Raw genomic sequence first — 16,971 nt, forward strand, 5'->3', positions numbered from 1 at the left:
CTGGAGTTGGTTCTCCGCGCGAGTCGCGGGCCGTCCGGTCAAGGGTGTGCGGGCATGAGGGCCCAGACGACCTTGCCCTTGCCGTTGGCGGACGGCCGGACGCCGGTGTCCTTGGCGTAGGCGGCGACGATCAGCAGACCCCGGCCCGACTCGGCGTCCGGACTGGCATTCCGCTGCTCGGGAAGCGTCGGGGACGGATCCCAGCATTCGAGCAGGGGAGCACTCTCGTAGATCGCCACCCGGACGCGGACCTCGTCGCCGGCCGCGACGTTGAGCGCGTTGGTGACGATCTCGCTCATGACGAGCGTCGCGTCCTCGATCGCCGCCTTGCCGAAGCCCCAACTGACGAGCGCGTAGCGGACGAGTTCCCGCGCGAGGACGACCGAGCCCGGCGTCGCGAGCAGCGTCATGCGGATCTCCGGGTGCCCCGGAGCCATCGTCTGAACATTCATCGCCATCACCGTCCATGAGTTCTGTGAACTGGCTCACAGCCTCACGTTCGGTGAGTTAGCGTGCACGCATTGACAGACCTGCAATACACCTGTGGGTGAGCGATGAGTGTCAGGGAGTCGATCGATCCGAAGTCCTCGATGTGGGGCTGGCTGGCCTTTGACCTGTGGTTCTGGCGGACGCAGCGGGAGTTGTCACTCGCCCAGGTCGGACTGATCGCGAAGGTGACGCGCGGCAGCGTATGCAACTGGGAAGCGGCCCGGGCCCGTCCCACCAAGGAGCACATGCAGCGGCTCGACGCCGCCTGGAAGACCGGCGGCCACTTCGAACGGCTGCTCCATTACGCCAAGACCGGCCACGACCCCGACTGGTTCAAGCAGTACCTCCAGTACGAGGCCGCCGCCAAGGTCATCAAGCTCTTCCATGGGAAGACCATCCCCGCGTTGTTCCAGACCGAGGCGTACATGCGCGAGGTGCTCACACGCGCCGGGAGGACCGAAGACCTGGAAGAGACCATCAAGGCTCGCCTCAAGCGGCAGGCGCGGTTGCTCGCCGTGGACTGCCCCTACGTCTGGATGCTGCTCGACGAAGAGGCTCTGGAGTGCCCGGTGGGCCTGCCGGAGGTCATGAGCGAGCAGCTCGGCAAGCTGCTCGAACTGGCCGCGCTGCCGCGTGTCAGCGTCCGGATCATTCCGAGGGCGGCGGGGTGGCATCCGGGCCATGACGGGCACTTCCAGGTGCTCAAGGTGGGATCGGAGCGTCTTGGTTCTCGCGAGGTCGCCTATGTCGGTGCCCAGATCGGAGGGCGGCTGATCGAAGGCGGGGAGGAGACCGGAACCCTGGCGATATGGTTCGACCAGATGGCTGATATCGCCCTATCGAAGGGCGATTCCCGGTTGCGGATCGAACAGGCCAAGAGGTGTTTCGAGTGATCCGGTGGCGCAAGAGCTCTCATAGCGGGGGTGGAAGCGATGAGGCGTGCGTGGAGGTCGCGCATCTGGCCGAGGGGATCGGGCTGCGGGACTCCCGGGATCCGGACGGGCCGGAACTGGCGGTGACTCAAGGGGTGTTCGCGGGCCTGCTGGCCGAGGTCCGACACCGGACGCCTGACCGATAACGGTCGGATTTTCCGAGTTCGGATTCGACGGTCGGTGCCCCTCGTAGCCTCATGCCGGATGACTCGTCACGGAGGTTCGAGTGACTCGCTGGCACAAGAGCAAGTTCTCAGGCGGTGGGAACGACGACGCCTGCGTGGAGATCGCGCATCTGGCCGAGGGGATCGGGCTGCGAGACTCTCGGGACCCGGACGGGCCCTGCCTGGCAGTGAGTCCTGCGATGTTCGGCGAGTTCTTGGCAGTGGTGCGACACGCGTCAGCGGCGAGGCCGAGTCGCCCCGCTGTCCCTGTGCCGACTTCCGGGCGTCCGGCTGGGAGGAGCCTCGCGTGATCCGGTGGAGGAAGAGCTCTTACAGCGGGGGATCGAGCGACGAGGCGTGCGTGGAGGTTGCGCGGCTGGGCGGGGTGGTCTTGGTGCGCGACTCCCGGAATCCGGACGGGCCCTGGCTGGCGGTGGGCTCCGCAGAGTTCGGCGGACTGGTGATGCGGGGACAGCGCGGAGAGTTCGACGTCAGGCGATGAACCTCCCGTTCGGATGGACGGCCGGATGCGGCTCGGGTTGTTGAGGGACTTCGGCTACGCGGGTGCCTCCTCGCGCCTTGATCATGCGTCTGGCTCATGCCCGGCGAGCGTCCGCCGGGGGCCATCACCGCTGGGAGGGTTGGTGGTGATGTTGCCGGCACTGCTCCGTGCCAGCGGTGATGGGTGTCCGGGGCTATTGCTCTACTACGAAGACCGGTTTGACGTTCAGGGTGGTGATTCGCCAGCCGGCGGGGGTTCGGGCGGCTTTGGCGCGGAGCAGGCCGTAGCCGCGGTGGGTCGGGACGAAGGTTTCGGCGTGGCCGGATAGGGCGGTGATGTAGGCGCGGATCGTCGCGGTGTCGCCGTCGATCTCGATCAGGACGCTGCTGAAGCGGTGGAGTAGGCGGGCGTAGTCCTTGTTGCCGGCCTCGATCTGGGCGATCAGGACGTCGCGGCCGGAGCCGGTTCCGTTGCGGGTGACGCCGGTGGCGTCCTCTGTCAGGACGTCCTTCAAGTCGTTGAAGCGGTGCTCGTCCAGGGCCCGGCCCAGGTGCAGGAGCAGGTCGTTCAGCTCGGCGCGGTCGGACAGGGTTCGCAGGTCGTAGTTCATGACAGGGACGATGCGGGGTGGAGGGGACGGGGCGCACTGGTCCTGGGCTGTTCTTGCGCAAAGTCGCAAGGGTGTCCGCGGAGCGTTGTCGGCGCGCGGGTTGTGGGACAGGATGCGGGGTCAGGGGGTGCGATGTCTGAGGCGGCGTGGCTGAAGTCGCTGCGGGCCGGGCGCGGTGTTTGCCCGCTGTTCGGGGCGGACGCCGTGGTGGCCCGGTTCGCCGAGATCGTGTCCGTCGAGCGCAGCGAGCGGCTGGTCATGATGCCCGCGTCGTCCCAGCGTCCGGTGCTGGGGACGCTCCCGATGCCGCCGGACGTGCGGACGCGCTGGCTGGGGTCGGCCTCTGCGAGCCATGACGCGCGCCTGATCGCGGCGGGCGCCGAGCATCGGATCCTGCCGGGACTGCCGGCCAAGATGGTCATCATCGACCGGGCGGTGGTCATGACGCCCATCGATCCGGAAGATCCGATGAAGGGCGTCTGGCAGATCACCGCCGAGCCGCTCGTGCGCGCCCTGGTCGGGATGTACCAGCGGCTTTGGGGGCAGGCGGCCGAGCCGGTGCGGTGGCCGGCGGGCCTGTCCGCCCGGGAGCGTGCGGTGGTGACGCTGCTCGCCGAGGGCTGCACCGACCAGACGGTGGCCGAGCAGCTGGGTCTGAGCCGGCGCACTATCGCCTACACGGTCGCGAACCTGATGGCGAGGTACGGCGCACGCAGCCGGTTTCACCTGGCGCTCCTGCTGGCCACGTCCGACGTCCCAGGCGGACGGGGTGCCTGACGGGTAGCGGGTCAGGAGTCGAAGCCGAGGTTCCTTTCGCCGTTCCAGGTCAGCGAGGCTCCGGGACGGTCGAAGGCGTCGAGGACGGTGCCCGCGGTCTTCAAGGCGAGCTGCAACGCCTGGATGCCGTCCACCCCGTGCGCGGCGTATCGGTGCTTCTCGCCGAGCCCGGTGATCTCGACCAGGCAGGCGAAGTCGCCGTGCTCGTCCTGTTGCGGGGGCCCGAGGGTGACGTTCACGTCACTGCGTTCTCCATGTTCCTCAAGGAGGAGCTTCCGTGCGGCCATCGGTTCCATGAAGCGTCATTTTCATGGGTGGGTGGTGCGGGTGGGCCGTGGACGCGCCGGGGTTTCCGTGGTGTTCGCCGGGCCGCTGGGCTGTGAGATGTCGTGGTTTGGGGGACAGGGGTGGGGGATTTGCGCCAGAATGTCGGCCGTTCGAGTCGATCATGAGGGGCGAGGAGAGCGATGATGCGCGGCACGATGGTGGCGATGGCGGTGACCGCGGTCGCGGTGGGTGCGGCGGGGTGCTCCTCGGGCGGGGCGGACGCGGCCAAGGTCAGTGCGGATCAGGTGGACGCGGCGGCGACCAGCCCGTTCTACGTGGATCCCGGGACGAACGCGGCCAAGTGGGTGAAGGCTCATCCGGGCGATGCGCGGGCGTCGAAGATCAAGGCTTCGATCGTGGCGCGGCCTGGGGCGCGGTGGTTCGGGAACTGGAGTGGGGACATCTCTCGCGCCGTTTCCGGGTATGTCGGCGCGGCCAAGGCCAAGGGGAAGACGCCCATTCTGGTCGCCTACAACATCACCGATCGGGACTGCGGTGGCGCGTCGCATGGCGGGGCCGGGTCGTCGGCCGCGTACAGGACGTGGATTTCCAAGTTCGCGGGTGCGATCGGGAATCGGCCTGCGATCGTGGTCATTGAGCCCGATGCCGTGGCGCAGCTTGACTGCCTGCCTGCGGCGGCGCAGAAGACCCGGACCGGCCTGCTGAAGTACGCGACGGAGCAGTTCAAGGCCAAGGCGCCGAAGACGCGGGCTTACCTGGACGGCGGGAACTCGCACTGGGTCGCCCCGGCGACGATGGCGAGCCGGTTGAACGCGGCCGGAATCAAGAATGTCCGCGGGTTCTCCGTGAACGTCTCCAACTTCTTTGCGACGGCTGAGTCGGCGACCTATGCGAAGAAGGTCAATGCGGCGCTTTCGTCCAAGTACCACTACACGCGCGGGTTCGTCATCGACACGAGCCGGAACGGGCATGGCGGGACGCCCGGCAAGTGGTGCAACCCGGCGGGCGCGAAGCTCGGGACCGTCCCGCAGGTGGGCGGTTCGGGGGCGGACTACCTGCTCTGGGTGAAGACGCCCGGCGAGTCGGACGGTCCGTGCGGTGTCGGTCCCGGCGTCCCGGCGGGGACGTTCAGCCCGGACCTCGCCATGCGGCTGATCAGCGGGCGCTAGGCCGGATGCCGAGGGCGCTGCTGGTCGAGGACGACCGCCGGTTCGCGGCGGCGCTGGTCAAGGCGCTGGGCCGGTGCGGGTACGAGGTCGAGCACGCGGCGGACGCCGCCGCGGCGCTCGCCGCGCCGCCGTGCGACATCGTCCTGCTGGACCTCGGGCTGCCCGACGCGGACGGCCTGGAGGTCTGCCGCCGGCTGCGCGAGCGCGGCGAGGTCGGGATCATCGTGCTGACCGCGCGCAGCACCGAGCGCGACCGCGTCACGGGGCTGCGCGCGGGCGCGGACGACTACCTGGTCAAGCCGTTCGGCATGGCCGAGCTCCAGGCGCGGATGGAGGCGGTGCTGCGGCGGGCGCGTCCCAGGCAGGACGGCGTGCTCGTCCTCGGCCGCCTCACCGTCGACCTCGCCGCCCGCACGCTCACCCTGGACGGCTCGCCCGTCAAGCTGACGCCCAAGGAGTTCACGCTGCTCGCGCGGCTGATCCGCGAGCCGGGCGCGGTGGTGGAGCGCGAGACGCTGCTGCGCGAGGTGTGGGGGACGTCCTGGCAGGGCCGGTCCCGCACGCTCGACGTGCACGTCTCGACCCTGCGCGCCAAGCTCGGCGGCGCGGCGCGGATCGAGACCGCCCACGCCGTCGGCTACCGGCTCGCGACCACCGACACCACCTCCGGCGGAAGCGGGGACACCACCTCCGGTGGTGGCACCGCAGGTGGCGGGGGTTAGCGGGTGCGGCGGCGGCTGTATCTGACGTATTTGCCGCTGCTCGCGGCGGCGCTGATCGCGCTGGCGGTGCCGCTCGCGATCGGGACGGCCGCGCGCGACTCGCAGGACATGTACATCGACCGGGCCGGGGACACCGCGCGGTTCGCGTCGCTCGCCGAGACCGCGCTGCGCACCGGGCACACGTCGGCGCTGCACTACGAGCTGGAGCAGTACGACGCGCTGTTCGGCATCCCGGCGGCGGTCGTGGACCGGGACGGGACGGTCGCGATCAGTTCCCGGACGAACCTGGACCTCGGTTCCGGACAGGTCCAGGAACGCGTCAAGGAGGCGCTGTCCGGCGAGGCGTCCCGCAGCAGCCCGACCGTGTGGCCGTGGCGGACGGGCCCGATGGTGGTGGTCGAGCCGGTCGGCAGCAGCGGCGAGGTGATCGGCGTCGCGGTGACGGTGTCGCCGACCGGGCGGCTGCGGCAGGGCCTGGTGGACGCCTGGACGCGGCTGCTCGCGGGCATGCTGCTGGTCGTCCTCGTCGGGGTCGTGGTGGTGGCGCTGGTCGCGCGGTGGGTGCTGCGGCCCGTCGCGGAGCTGGACCTCGCCGCGCACGCGCTGAGCGAGGGCCGGTTCGACGAGCGCGTGGCGAGCCGCGCCGGGCCGTCCGAGCTGCGCAGCCTCGCCGAGTCGTTCAACGCGATGGCCGGCCAGATCGCGGTGCTGCTGGAGCGGCAGCGGTCGTTCGTCTCGTACGCGAGCCACCAGATGCGGACGCCGCTCGCCGCGCTCCGGCTGTGGCTGGAGAACCTCGAACCCGAGGTCGGCCCCGACGGGCGCTCCGACCACGCGATGGCGCTCGAAGAGGTCGACCGGATGGCGCACCTGTACGACGCGCTGCTCGCCTACGCGTCCGCCGAGGCCAGCGCGGTCAAGGCGGTGGACGTCGACCTGGTCGCGCTCGCCCGGGCCCGCGCGGACGGCTGGCGGGACGTCGCGGCGCGCCGGGGCGTGGAGCTGACCGGCCCGGACGCCGGCGAGCTGCCCGCGCACGCCGACCCGGCCGCGCTGGAGCAGGCGCTGGACGCGATCATCGACAACGCGGTGAAGTTCTCCGGCGAGGGCGGACGCGTCCGGATCGGCGCCGAACCCGTCCCGTCGGACGGAGCGGCCGTCGTGGTCACCGACACGGGCCCCGGCATGACCGAGGACGAATCCCGCGACGCGTTGCAACCTTTCTGGCGCCGCCCCGCCGACCAGAACATCGAGGGCTCCGGGCTCGGCCTCACGATCGCGCACGCCCTGGTCACGGCGTCCGGCGGACGGCTCGAACTCACCGCCGCCGACCCGTCCGGCCTGCGCGTCCGGATCGTCCTGCCCGTCCCGGCCGAGGAGCCGGACCGATGACCCCCCGACCGAGCGCCCGCGCGGTGGGACGGCGGGGCGGAGCGGAAGCGTCCCGGCCGAGCAGCCGCGGGGTGTGGCGGCGGTGGGCGGGCGTGGTCGCCGTGCTGTGTTTCGTGTTCGCGGTGCCCGGGTGCCGGTCGGACGGGACGTCGCTGCCACCGGTGGTGATCGCGACCGGCGGGGCGGGCGGGGTGTACCACGCGCTCGGCGAGGCGTTCGCGGCGACGCTGCACGACCGGTGGAAGGTGCGCGCGACGGTGCTGACGACCGCCGCGTCCATCGAGAACCTGCGGCTGCTCGCCGCCGGACGCGCCGACCTCGCGTTCACGACCGTCGACTCGGCGGACCTCGCCGCGCGCGGCGCCGGGCCGTTCGCGGGGAACGTCCGGATCGCCGCGCTGTCCGGGCTGTACGACGACTACCTGCAGATCGTCGTGCGCGCCGACGCGCCCTTCCGGACCGTCGCGGACCTGCGCGGGCGGCGCGTCTCCACCGGCGCCGCCGGGTCCGGCACCGAGATCCTCGCGGGCCGCGTCCTGGCGGCGAGCGGCCTCGGCGGGCGCCACGCGATCGTCCGCTCCCGGCTGGCCGCGAACGACTCGGTGGAGGCCCTCCGCGCCGGACGGATCGACGCGTTCTTCTTCAACGGCGGCCTCCCGACGCCCGCCGTCGCCGACCTCGCGCGGACGGTCCGGGTGCGGCTGCTGCCGGTCGGGTCGCTGGTCGCCGACCTGCAGCGCTCCTACGGGGAGGTGTACCTCGCCCGGTCGATCCCGGCCACGACGTACGGGACGGGACGCGAGGTCGCGACGGTCGTCACGCCGAACGTCCTGGTGGTCCGGTCGGACATGCCGCTCGCGGAGGCGCGCGAGCTGACCGCGCTGCTGTTCGCGAGCAGGTCGCGGCTGGCGGCCGTCCACACCGAGGCGCGGCGGCTCGACCCGCGCGCCGCGCTGGCCACCTACCCGCTGCCGCTGCATCCGGGCGCCGCGCTGTTCTTCCGCGAGACCAAGCCCTGGGCCGCCGCGGGCTAGGAGGTCGGAGGGCCGGGAGGCGTCCTTGAGGGAAGGACGCCTCCCGGCTTCGGGCTCGCCGGCGGGGGCTGAGCGTGCCCGGGGGAGCGGGACGGCCGGGGGAGGGCCGTCCCTCGGGAGCGGGACGGCCGGGGGAGACCGTCCCTGCGTGGTCGGCGGAGCTTCCTCCGCTGCGCGCCGCCGACCCGGATCGGCACGCACGCGACGTGCCGGAAGCCGCGCCACCACGCTAAGAAGGCCGGACGGGCGCGGGCGAGCGTCCCGGGCTTTCTCTTACAAATCATTTACATGCCCGGACCAGGCGATCCGGAAGTGAAATACCGACCCCTCCGCGAGCGGACGGCTCAGGTGGACGAGGTGTCAGCGGTCCGCGGCGAGGGTGCGGACGGCTGCGGTGCGGGCGTGCAGGCCGACGGTGTGTGCGGGCGGGCCGCGGCGAGGGTGCGGACGGCCTCGACGACGGCTTCGCGGCGGCGGGCGAGGGCGGCCTTCGGGTCCGTCTCGTCCAGGACCATGTCGCGCAGGTGCGGGACGGCGAAGTTCCACGCGACCAGGCCGAGCAGGGTGAACAGCCAGTTCTGCGCGGCCCGGGTGCGGTCGGCGGGGTCGGGGAGGCCGGCGCCGACGCCCGCCTGGACGAGCGAGTCGACGTGGCCGCGGTAGTGCCCGCGGCGCTCGTCCGCGCCGCTGACCTCGCTCCCGCAGGTCTCCAGCGCCTCCCACAGCAGCAGGCGCATGAGCTCGGGGTTCTCGGCGTACCAGTCGAACAGGGCGCCGACGGTCTCGGCGACGGCGTTCGGGTCGAGGACGCCCTCGTGGCACACCTCGTCCATCTTGGCGCGCAGGACCGCGCCGAACAGCGCCTGCTTGTTGCCGAAGTAGAGGTAGATCGCCTGCTTGTTGGCCTTCGCGGCGGCGGCGATCCGCTCGACCCTGGCGCCGGCGAGACCGCACGCGGCGAACTCGTCGGCGGCCGCCTCGAAGATCCTCCGCCGGGTGGCGTCCGCGTCGTAGCTCATACGGAAATTAAACCATCCGGTTGACAAGGTCGCCGGGCCCGCACCATGATCTAAACCAACCGGATGGTTTATTTTCGAACGGAGAACCCCCATGGCCGACATCACGACCGCGCCCGTGCCCGTCCGCTCGCCGCTGCCCGAGAGCCTCGCCGGATCCACCGTGCTCATCATCGGCGGCTCGTCCGGCATCGGCCTCGGCGCCGCCCGGCTGCTGCACGGCCTCGGCGCCCGGGTCGTCCTCGCGGGCCGCGACAAGGCCCGGCTGGACGCCGCCGTCGACGACCTGCGCTCGGCCGGCGGCGACGCCGAGGTGCTCGGCGCGGTCGCCGACGCCGCCGACGAGGACGCCGTCCGCGCCGCCTTCGACCTGGCCGGGACGGTCGACCACGTCCTGCTCACCGCGGGCGGCCTCACCGGCGCCGGGCCGATCGAGACCGTCACCGCGGACGCGGCGCGCCTCGCCTACGAGCAGCGCGTCTGGGGGGCGCTGATCACGGCCCGCATCGCCGCCGAGCGGCTGCCCGCCGGCGGTTCGGTCACGCTCACGTCCGGCGTCCTGGTCACCCGGCCGCGTCCGGGCGTCGCGGGCGCGATCGGCGTCGCCGGGGGTGTCGAGACCCTCGTCGGCGCGCTCGCGGTCGAGCTGGCGCCGCGCCGCGTGCGGGTCAACGCCGTCCGCTACGGGCAGTTCGACACGCCGCTGTTCCGCGGAGCCGGCAACCTCCCCACGGACGACGCGGTGGCGGCCGCCGGGACGAGCGCGCCGCTCGGCCGCTTCGGCACCGCCGAGGAGGCGGGCGCCGTCCCGGTCGTCCTGATGGCCAACCCCTACCTCAACGGGCAGATCTTCACCGCGGACGGCGGCCAGTCACTCGCCTGACCGGTTTCGTCCCAAGCCGTTTACAACCAGTGGTCACGGGGATGCCAAATGTGACGAAGTGCTGGTAGGTGGAGGGGGCGACCGTGCTGACTCCGTCCGATGTGTCCCGGAAGATCTTCACGACGGTCCGGCTGCGCGAGGGCTACGACCAGGCCGAGGTGGACGCCTTCCTCGCCGAGATCGAGACCTCGCTGGCCGAGCTGCGGGACGAGCTCGACGCGCTGCGGGCGCGGCCGTCCGAGTCGTCCGAGAGCGCGGCCCGCGTGATGGGCATGGCCCAGCAGACCGCGGACCGGGTCGTCGAGGCGGCGCAGCGCGACGCCGCCGAGATCGTCGCGCGGGCGCGCGAGCGCGCGTCCGCGCTGGAGGCCGAGGCCCGCGCGGCGGCGGCCGAGCTGCTGGACGACGCGCGCGCCCGGCACGTCGAGGCGGTCCGCTCGGCCGAGGAGGTCGTCCGCTACGAGGCCGAACTGCGCACCGGCCTGGACGACCAGGTCACCGGCCTCCGCGACCTCCTCCGCGACCTCGAACGCCGCCGCCGCGCCCTCCCGCCGCTCAACCAGCCCCGCAACCTCCTGGTCCCCGTCCAGAAACCCCAGCCGACCCCGGAACCCGTGACCGCCCCCGTCCCACCCCCGGACCCGGCCAAACCCGCCAACGCCCAACGCGTCAGCTGACGCGCCGGCTACCCGGGCCCGACGAGTCAGCTGACCTGAGCGCAAAGCACAAATCCGGCGCGGGAATGGGTCAGCGAGCTCAGGGCAGGCGGACGTCAGAATGTGGGGCGACCGCGGGCGTCAGAGGGTCGGGCGGCGGCGGGCGTCAGAGGGTCGGGCGGCGGCGGGCCTTGACGGTGCAGTCCAGGCGGGTCATGACGGTGCCGTCCGGCGCGGCCTGCGCGCGGTCGTGCTCCTCGGCGCGCAGCACCTCCCACTCGTCCGCGTCCAGGTCGAGCGTGACGACGACCTCGGCGGCCGTGGGCAGGACGTAGGGGGAGTCCGGCTCCCACGGCGGCGGGCCCGCGTGCCCCTCGACCAGCAGCGTCCCGCCCGGCGCCACCGCGTCCCGCGCCGAGCGCAGGATCCGCTCCGAGATCGGCTCGGACGGCGAGTGCAGGAACTGCGTCGTCACCAGGTCGAAAACACCGTCCGGGAACGACTCGGACAGATCGCGGCGCTGGAAGTCGATCGCCTCGGCCAGCCCGGCGTCCTCCGCGTGCTCCACAGCGCGGCCGATGGCGACGCCCGAGACGTCCACGGCCGTGACCTTCCACCCCTGCCGCGCGAGCCACACCGCGTCCGCGCCCTCACCGCACCCGAGGTCCAGCGCCGTCCCCGGCGTCAGCCCGGAAACCTCTTCGACCAGGGCCGCATTGGGATTCCCGCTCCAGATATGGCCATGCCCGTGCCCGCCATAGCGCTGGTCCCAGAACTCTTCGTTAGTCAGTTCTTCTTCCATGGACCCAGCATCACCGCACCCCTGCAAAAGAGGCAAACATTGTTGCCGGTTCAGCAACAACCTCAGCGAGCCGGCGTCTCCTCGTCCTCATAGGCCATCGGATCGGCGCCGCTCGCCTGTATGACCGCATCCCGGATGGTCTGGACGATCGTCTTGTAATCCCGTCCCAGGTTCCAGGTGGTCCGCGAGTTCCCAGTGCTGTCGGAGATCGACAGGCGTGCCCATCGAGGTCCGCCGGCCCCGGGAAAGACCTCTGTGAGGGACGTGATCTCGCTCAACGGGAAGACGTACGTCCGGAACGACTTGCGGACGACCAGCTTGTCCTGCGTCAGCATGATGCGACGGTGGAAGGCCGCTCGCAGCGGCAGGCCGACCAGCAGAACGAAGCCGACGAGGAGGCGCGGGAGGTCGGTGACGTCCACACCCCAGTCGTAGACCTCGTACACGAGACCGAGGAAGGGGACGACGAAGAGCAAGGGGAGTTGGCGGAGCCCTGTCCACGTGTGGAGAGGCGGACCAAAGGACTCAGACACCGAAATTCAGCTTCCTGTTGATGTCGCCCGGAGGCGGGACGTTGCTGTGCTCGTCTTCCTGCTGTTGTCCGAAACCCGCGCCCAGCTTGGTGCCGCTGGCTACCGCAGGATCCTTCGCACCGTACTTGAAGGACTCGACCGGGCCCTTCCCGTCCTTGATGGCCTTGCGCGCACGCTTGCCGTCCTCGACGAGGTCCTTGCCCAGCCCTCCCTTGCCGAGCGCCGTGCTGCCGCCCTTGCCGGTGAGCTTCCACACCGACGCCGCGCGCAGATCCTTCATCTTGGCCAGGATGCGGCGCAACGCCGTCGACATCTTCCTGAAGATGGCCAGGACCTTCTGAATGATCCTGGCGCCTCGTCCGACGGCGACGGCCGCCTCAGCGGTCGTGGCGCCGGCTGCCGCCACCTCACTGCTGCCAAGCGACGGAATCGCGGCTGCCTGCGCTGCCAGCCAGGTGATGATCAGCCACTCGACGAACTGCGAGATCAGGTCCTTGATCAGCGACATCGCCGTATCGCACACTGCGGCGGTCAACGCCAGTAGGCCTTTGACGTCGCCAATGGCATTGGCGGTGTCGCGGGTGCCTTGGATGAACTCCGCGATGCGCTGCTTGCCCAGCTCGCTGGCCGGTCCCGCCCAAGCCACCAGATCGGCTTCGAGGGACTTGGACATGTCGTCGGCCAGTCCGTTGAGATCCTTGGCCACCTTGTCCCACTCGCCGCGGTGGTCGCTGATCTTGCCGTCGTCGCCGGTCACCCAGGTGAGCATGTCGTGCAGCGGCTTGACCACATCGATCAGGAACCCGACGCCCGCGGAGACGAGTGCGCCGAGCGGGTCCAGCCACGCCGTGTACCCGGTATAGCCGAGATCGGCGATATCGCCTGCCAGCGAGCTGAAGTCTTCGTTCTTGTAGTGATTGATGCCCTTGGCGACTTGGCTCCAGCCCGGGACGTTGCCTTCCCCGGCCTTGTACGGGTCGTCGAAGATCCCACCCATGATCACGCACCTGCCGGTTTGGGAGTGTCCTTCAGATCGTTCTCCAGCGCCGAGATCCGGTCCAAAATCGCTTGGTTCGCGCCGGCGTAGGTCTTGGCGGTCTCCTCCATGCCGCTTTCAATGGCCGTGAGAGTCCCATTCAGCAAGGTCAGATGCTCGTTGATCTGGCCTACCGCGTCGCTGTAGTCATCGGAGAAGAACATGCCTCCGACCGCGCCCCATTCGTGGCCGCTGATGTGGATGGCTTTGGCCGCGGACTGGATCTCGCGCCCCTTGTCGCTCATCTTGTCGACGTTCTCAGCCGCCTGGAGAAGCTTCTCGACGTTGTGCACGGTTTCTGTCATCAGGCGTCCTCGCGGGGCGGGGTGGGGAGGCGGGACTCCACGAGGGCCTGGACGTCCATGCCGGCGGGGGCGAGGGGGGCGACGGCCGCGGCCATCCGGCGGGACACGTCGGCGCTGGCGGCGGCGATGGTGCTCATGAGGGTCGCCGACAACTGCTGCGCGCTCTGCCGCATCGCGCGTTCGCTGAGGTTGATGTCGGTGATGGCGCCACCAGGGGCGACGGTGACTGTGACGTTTCCATCCGCTGACTGCGCCGTGCTGCGCATGGCGGCTACCTGCTCACGCATCTCCGCATAGCGTTCCAGCTTCTCTTTGGCGTCCTTGGTCAGGTTCTCCAAAGCCTTCTCGATGGCTTCGGGAGACTGATCGAACACAGTTCGCCCCCGGGGGGAAGGTAAGGGTGAGGCGTGAGAGCGTAAACGATCGGTTTACCTGAGTGCAAGGTAGTGATGACCTTGAGTGTCAGGCGGAGGAGAGGGCGGCGTCGATGGCCTCGGGGGCGAGGGTGTGGTCGAGGACCATGGCGGCGCAGCCGGTGAGGCCCGCCAGCTCGCCGAGGCGGCTCGGCTCGATGCGGAGGGTGCGGGTGGCGAGGGCGGTGGCGCGCCGGTAGACGACCTCGCGGACGCCCGCGACCAGCGGTTCGTACGCGGCGGTGAGGTCGCCGCCGAGGATGACGACGGCCGGGTTCAGGATGTTCACGGCGGCGGCGATGACCTCGCCGAGGCGGCGGCCCGCGTCCCGGACGAGCAGGACGGCCTCCGCGTCGCCCTCCTGCGCGCGCGATACGAGGGTCGGCAGGTCGGGGGCGCTGGACAGGGCGACGAGCGCCGCGCCTCCCGCGACCGCTTCGACGCAGTCGAGGTTGCCGCAGCGGCAGGTGACGCCCGGGCCGTTCGCGACGGGGATGTGGCCGAGCTCGCCCGCGGCGCCCTGCGCGCCGCGCTGGATGCGCCCGCCGGAGACCAGGCCCGCGCCGATGCCGGTGGAGACCTTGACGAGCAGCATGTCCGCGACGTCCGGGTGGTGGACGCGGTGCTCGCCGAGCGCGGCGACGTTGACCTCGTTGTCCAGCAGGACGGGCACGCCGAAGCGCTCCGACAGGGGACCGGTGTCCCAGAGCGCGAAGTCGGCCGGGTCGGGCGCGCCGATCCCGACGCCGCGCACGGCTGATTCGGGCAGGCCGCAACCGGCGAGGAGGTCCGTCCACTGCTGGACGAGGGCGGGCAGCGCCACCTCGGGAAGCCGTCCGGGCGGCAGGTCGGCGTCGGTGCGGCGCAGGATCGTCCCGGCGAGGTCGCAGACCGCGAGCTGGCCACGGGATTGGCCGAGATTGGCCACCAGGATCGCGCCGCCCGCCGCGTCGAACGCCAGCCGCGCGGGCGGACGCCCGCCCGTGGACGGCCCGTCGGCGTGCTCGACCAGCAGCCCGTGCGCGATCAGCTCGGTGACCCGCGCGGCGACCGCCGGACGGGACAGCCCGGTCACGCGGGCCAGCTCGGCGCGCGTGGCGACCCCGTCCTCGCGGACGAGTCGCAGCACGTCCCCGCAGGTGGCGGGGCGACGCGCGGTCGGGTAGGCGGGCCGGTGGGACATCGGATCATCCAAGCATGGACGCGGGACCGCGGCGAGCGCGGCCGGACGGAAGCCGCGACGAACGCGGCCGGACGCGGGCGGACGCGGTCGCCACGAGCGCGTTCCGGGAGTTCTGCACGTCGATTTCGTGCCGACGGGAAACTTCTGTAAAGATTACTGCGTAAGTATGGTGACTTGGATGACCTATCACCGCTAGGTTGCGTGTGTCGATGTACGTCCCCCTCGGCTGGAGCCCCTGATGAGCGCCTCCCCGCATCCCGTCGTCGCGCGGGTCACCGAGCGGATCGCCGCACGCAGCGCCGACCGCCGCGCCGCCTACCTGGCCCGGATCGCCGATGCCCGCACGCAGGGCCCGGCACGCGGCGGCCTCGGCTGCGCGAACCTCGCGCACGGCTTCGCCGCCTGCGCCCCCGACGTGAAGCTCCAGCTCCGCGGGGACGTCGCGCCGAACATCGCGATCGTGTCGTCCTACAACGACATGCTGTCCGCGCACGCGCCGCTGAAGGACTACCCGGACCTGCTCAAGGCCGCCGTGGCCGGGGCGGGCGGCACGGCGCAGTTCGCCGGGGGAGTGCCCGCGATGTGCGACGGCATCACGCAGGGCCGCGCCGGGATGGAGCTGTCGCTGTTCAGCCGGGACGTGATCGCGATGGCCACGGCGGTCGCGCTGTCCCACGACATGTTCGACGGCGCGCTGCTGCTCGGCGTCTGCGACAAGATCGTCCCCGGCCTGGTGATCGGCGCGCTGTCGTTCGGGCACCTGCCCGCGGTCCTCGTTCCCGCCGGGCCGATGGCGTCGGGGCTGCCGAACGCCCAGAAGGCCGCGATCCGCAAGAGGTTCGCCGCCGGGGAGATCGGCCGGGACGAGTTGCTCGCCGCCGAGGCGCAGTCGTACCACTCGTCCGGGACCTGCACGTTCTACGGCACCGCGAACTCCAACCAGCTGCTCATGGAGGTCATGGGCCTGCACCTGCCGGGCGCGAGCTTCGTCCCGCCGCACACCGGGCTGCGCGACGTGCTGACCCGCGCCGCCGGACGCCGCATCGTCGAGCTGACCGACCTGCGCGGCCGGGAGTACGCGCCGATCGGCGAGCTGCTGGACGAGCGCGCCTTCGTCAACGGCGTCGTCGCGCTGCTGGCGACCGGCGGGTCCACCAACCACACGCTGCACCTGGTCGCCATGGCCGCCGCCGCGGGCATCGAGCTGACCTGGGACGACTTCGACGAGCTGTCCCGCGTCACGCCGCTGCTGACCCGGCTGTACCCGAACGGCACCGCCGACGTGAACCACTTCCACGCGGCCGGCGGCACCGGCTTCCTCATCCGCGAGCTGGTCGCCGCGGGCCTCGTCCACGGCGACGCCCGGACGGTCGGCGGCGCGTCCCTGGCCGAGTACGCGGTCGTCCCGAGCCTCGGCGACGACGGCGAGGCGACCTGGACGGACGCGCCCGAGACGTCCGGCGACGCGTCCGTCCTGCGCCCGGTCGCCGAGCCGTTCGACGAGCACGGCGGCCTGCACACCGTCAACGGCAACCTCGGCCGCGCGGTCGTGAAGGTGTCGGCGGTCGCGCACGAGCGCCGCACCGTCGAGGCGCCCGCGCGCGTCTTCGGCTCGCAGGACGAGCTCCAGGCCGCGTTCGCCGCCGGCGAGCTGGACGGCCGGGACGTCGTCGCGGTCGTCCGGTTCCAGGGGCCGAGCGCGAACGGGATGCCGGAGCTGCACAAGCTCACCCCGCCGCTCTCGGTCCTCCAGGACCGCGGGCAGAAGGTGGCACTCGTCACAGACGGGCGGATGTCCGGCGCGTCCGGCTCCGTCCCTGCGGCGATTCACGTGTCCCCGGAGGCCGCGGCGGGCGGTCCGCTCGCGCGCGTGCGCGATGGGGACGTGATACGGCTGGATGCCGACAAGGGGCTCCTGGAAGTCCTGGTCCCGGACGCCGAGCTCGCCGCGCGCGAGCCCGCCGCCATGCCGTCCGAGACGGTGTCCGGGACGGGCCGGGAGCTGTTCGGGGCGTTCCGGCGGACCGTCGGCCCCGCCGAGCGCGGCGCGGGCGTGTTCGGCTGA

General features: G+C 71.5%; 22 protein-coding genes. 12 read left to right on the plus strand and 10 right to left on the minus strand.

Annotated elements, in window-relative coordinates; translation table 11 throughout:
• Nucleotides 1-38: 38 nt before the first annotated feature.
• Complete coding sequence (locus FHU30_RS06455) at nucleotides 39-452, minus strand: ATP-binding protein (protein ID WP_253872877.1); 414 nt, start codon at nucleotides 450-452, stop codon at nucleotides 39-41.
• A gap of 102 nt (nucleotides 453-554) precedes the next feature.
• Here FHU30_RS06455 and FHU30_RS06460 point away from each other — a divergent pair, with 102 nt between their 5' ends.
• The 4 genes from FHU30_RS06460 to FHU30_RS46900 all read left to right on the plus strand — a co-directional run bounded on the left by FHU30_RS06460 (nucleotide 555) and on the right by FHU30_RS46900 (nucleotide 2,087).
• A complete protein-coding gene (locus FHU30_RS06460; RefSeq protein WP_253872879.1) occupies nucleotides 555-1,382 on the plus strand; it encodes a Scr1 family TA system antitoxin-like transcriptional regulator in 828 nt (275 codons plus the stop codon).
• Nucleotides 1,379-1,567: a DUF397 domain-containing protein gene (locus FHU30_RS06465; protein WP_253872882.1), complete on the plus strand. Its 189-nt coding sequence runs from the start codon at nucleotides 1,379-1,381 to the stop codon at nucleotides 1,565-1,567. The genes FHU30_RS06460 and FHU30_RS06465 overlap by 4 nt, the downstream gene beginning before the upstream one ends.
• Before the next feature lie 80 nt (nucleotides 1,568-1,647).
• A complete protein-coding gene (locus FHU30_RS46895; protein WP_308211210.1) occupies nucleotides 1,648-1,896 on the plus strand; it encodes a DUF397 domain-containing protein in 249 nt (82 codons plus the stop codon).
• Nucleotides 1,893-2,087: a DUF397 domain-containing protein gene (locus tag FHU30_RS46900; RefSeq protein ID WP_308211211.1), complete on the plus strand. Its 195-nt coding sequence runs from the start codon at nucleotides 1,893-1,895 to the stop codon at nucleotides 2,085-2,087. The genes FHU30_RS46895 and FHU30_RS46900 overlap by 4 nt, the downstream gene beginning before the upstream one ends.
• Nucleotides 2,088-2,280: 193 nt before the next feature.
• On the opposite strand, the gene FHU30_RS06480 is transcribed toward FHU30_RS46900, so the two are convergent.
• Nucleotides 2,281-2,697, minus strand: coding sequence for a nuclear transport factor 2 family protein (locus FHU30_RS06480; protein ID WP_253872885.1), 417 nt, complete (start codon nucleotides 2,695-2,697; stop codon nucleotides 2,281-2,283).
• Between the two features lie 132 nt (nucleotides 2,698-2,829).
• Here FHU30_RS06480 and FHU30_RS06485 point away from each other — a divergent pair, with 132 nt between their 5' ends.
• Entirely contained in the window at nucleotides 2,830-3,474 is a 645-nt protein-coding gene (locus FHU30_RS06485; protein WP_253872887.1) for a helix-turn-helix transcriptional regulator, read from the plus strand.
• A gap of 11 nt (nucleotides 3,475-3,485) precedes the next feature.
• Here FHU30_RS06485 and FHU30_RS06490 read toward each other — a convergent pair whose 3' ends face one another.
• Complete coding sequence (locus tag FHU30_RS06490) at nucleotides 3,486-3,770, minus strand: DUF6968 family protein (RefSeq protein ID WP_372503849.1); 285 nt, start codon at nucleotides 3,768-3,770, stop codon at nucleotides 3,486-3,488.
• A gap of 171 nt (nucleotides 3,771-3,941) precedes the next feature.
• On the opposite strand from FHU30_RS06490, the gene FHU30_RS06495 reads away from it, so the two are divergent.
• From FHU30_RS06495 to FHU30_RS06510, 4 genes are read left to right on the plus strand one after another with little or no spacing between them, the layout of a single operon-like run.
• Nucleotides 3,942-4,931, plus strand: a complete 990-nt coding sequence (locus FHU30_RS06495) for a glycoside hydrolase family 6 protein (RefSeq protein ID WP_253872891.1) — start codon at nucleotides 3,942-3,944, stop codon at nucleotides 4,929-4,931.
• Between the two features lie 5 nt (nucleotides 4,932-4,936).
• Nucleotides 4,937-5,653 (plus strand): response regulator transcription factor, encoded by a 717-nt coding sequence (locus FHU30_RS06500; protein WP_253872894.1) that lies wholly within the window; start codon nucleotides 4,937-4,939, stop codon nucleotides 5,651-5,653.
• A 3-nt stretch (nucleotides 5,654-5,656) separates the two neighbouring features.
• Nucleotides 5,657-7,045, plus strand: a complete 1,389-nt coding sequence (locus FHU30_RS46905) for a sensor histidine kinase (protein ID WP_253872895.1) — start codon at nucleotides 5,657-5,659, stop codon at nucleotides 7,043-7,045.
• Nucleotides 7,042-8,079, plus strand: coding sequence for a TAXI family TRAP transporter solute-binding subunit (locus FHU30_RS06510; RefSeq protein WP_253872896.1), 1,038 nt, complete (start codon nucleotides 7,042-7,044; stop codon nucleotides 8,077-8,079). Before FHU30_RS46905 ends, FHU30_RS06510 begins: the two co-directional genes overlap by 4 nt.
• Before the next feature lie 344 nt (nucleotides 8,080-8,423).
• On the opposite strand, the gene FHU30_RS06515 is transcribed toward FHU30_RS06510, so the two are convergent.
• Entirely contained in the window at nucleotides 8,424-9,098 is a 675-nt protein-coding gene (locus tag FHU30_RS06515) for a TetR/AcrR family transcriptional regulator (RefSeq protein ID WP_253872899.1), read from the minus strand.
• Between the two features lie 91 nt (nucleotides 9,099-9,189).
• Here FHU30_RS06515 and FHU30_RS06520 point away from each other — a divergent pair, with 91 nt between their 5' ends.
• Together FHU30_RS06520 and FHU30_RS06525 are read left to right on the plus strand one after the other, a co-directional pair.
• Nucleotides 9,190-9,978: an SDR family oxidoreductase gene (locus FHU30_RS06520; protein ID WP_253872901.1), complete on the plus strand. Its 789-nt coding sequence runs from the start codon at nucleotides 9,190-9,192 to the stop codon at nucleotides 9,976-9,978.
• Nucleotides 9,979-10,061: 83 nt separating this feature from the next.
• Nucleotides 10,062-10,655 carry a DivIVA domain-containing protein gene (locus FHU30_RS06525; RefSeq protein WP_253872904.1) on the plus strand — a complete coding sequence of 198 codons (594 nt, stop codon included), beginning with the start codon at nucleotides 10,062-10,064 and terminating at the stop codon, nucleotides 10,653-10,655.
• Between the two features lie 145 nt (nucleotides 10,656-10,800).
• Here FHU30_RS06525 and FHU30_RS06530 read toward each other — a convergent pair whose 3' ends face one another.
• The 6 genes from FHU30_RS06530 to FHU30_RS06555 form a co-directional block, all read right to left on the minus strand.
• Nucleotides 10,801-11,436, minus strand: coding sequence for a class I SAM-dependent methyltransferase (locus FHU30_RS06530; RefSeq protein ID WP_253872907.1), 636 nt, complete (start codon nucleotides 11,434-11,436; stop codon nucleotides 10,801-10,803).
• A 62-nt stretch (nucleotides 11,437-11,498) separates the two neighbouring features.
• Nucleotides 11,499-11,858 carry a hypothetical protein gene (locus FHU30_RS06535; RefSeq protein ID WP_253872909.1) on the minus strand — a complete coding sequence of 120 codons (360 nt, stop codon included), beginning with the start codon at nucleotides 11,856-11,858 and terminating at the stop codon, nucleotides 11,499-11,501.
• Nucleotides 11,859-11,961: 103 nt separating this feature from the next.
• Entirely contained in the window at nucleotides 11,962-12,966 is a 1,005-nt protein-coding gene (locus FHU30_RS06540; protein WP_253872912.1) for a WXG100 family type VII secretion target, read from the minus strand.
• Nucleotides 12,967-12,968: 2 nt separating this feature from the next.
• The gene (locus FHU30_RS06545; RefSeq protein ID WP_253872915.1) at nucleotides 12,969-13,310 is read right to left on the minus strand and encodes a hypothetical protein; all 342 of its coding nucleotides are present in this window, start codon (nucleotides 13,308-13,310) and stop codon (nucleotides 12,969-12,971) included.
• Nucleotides 13,310-13,684 carry a YbaB/EbfC family nucleoid-associated protein gene (locus tag FHU30_RS06550; protein WP_253872918.1) on the minus strand — a complete coding sequence of 125 codons (375 nt, stop codon included), beginning with the start codon at nucleotides 13,682-13,684 and terminating at the stop codon, nucleotides 13,310-13,312. Before FHU30_RS06550 ends, FHU30_RS06545 begins: the two co-directional genes overlap by 1 nt.
• 88 nt (nucleotides 13,685-13,772) lie before the next feature.
• A complete protein-coding gene (locus FHU30_RS06555) occupies nucleotides 13,773-14,906 on the minus strand; it encodes an ROK family transcriptional regulator (protein ID WP_253872921.1) in 1,134 nt (377 codons plus the stop codon).
• Nucleotides 14,907-15,144: 238 nt separating this feature from the next.
• On the opposite strand from FHU30_RS06555, the gene edd reads away from it, so the two are divergent.
• The gene (gene edd, locus FHU30_RS06560) at nucleotides 15,145-16,971 is read left to right on the plus strand and encodes a phosphogluconate dehydratase (RefSeq protein ID WP_253872923.1); all 1,827 of its coding nucleotides are present in this window, start codon (nucleotides 15,145-15,147) and stop codon (nucleotides 16,969-16,971) included.

The sequence above is a fragment of the Actinomadura rupiterrae genome (genome assembly GCF_024172125.1).
Taxonomy (GTDB): Bacteria; Actinomycetota; Actinomycetes; order Streptosporangiales; family Streptosporangiaceae; genus Spirillospora; species Spirillospora rupiterrae.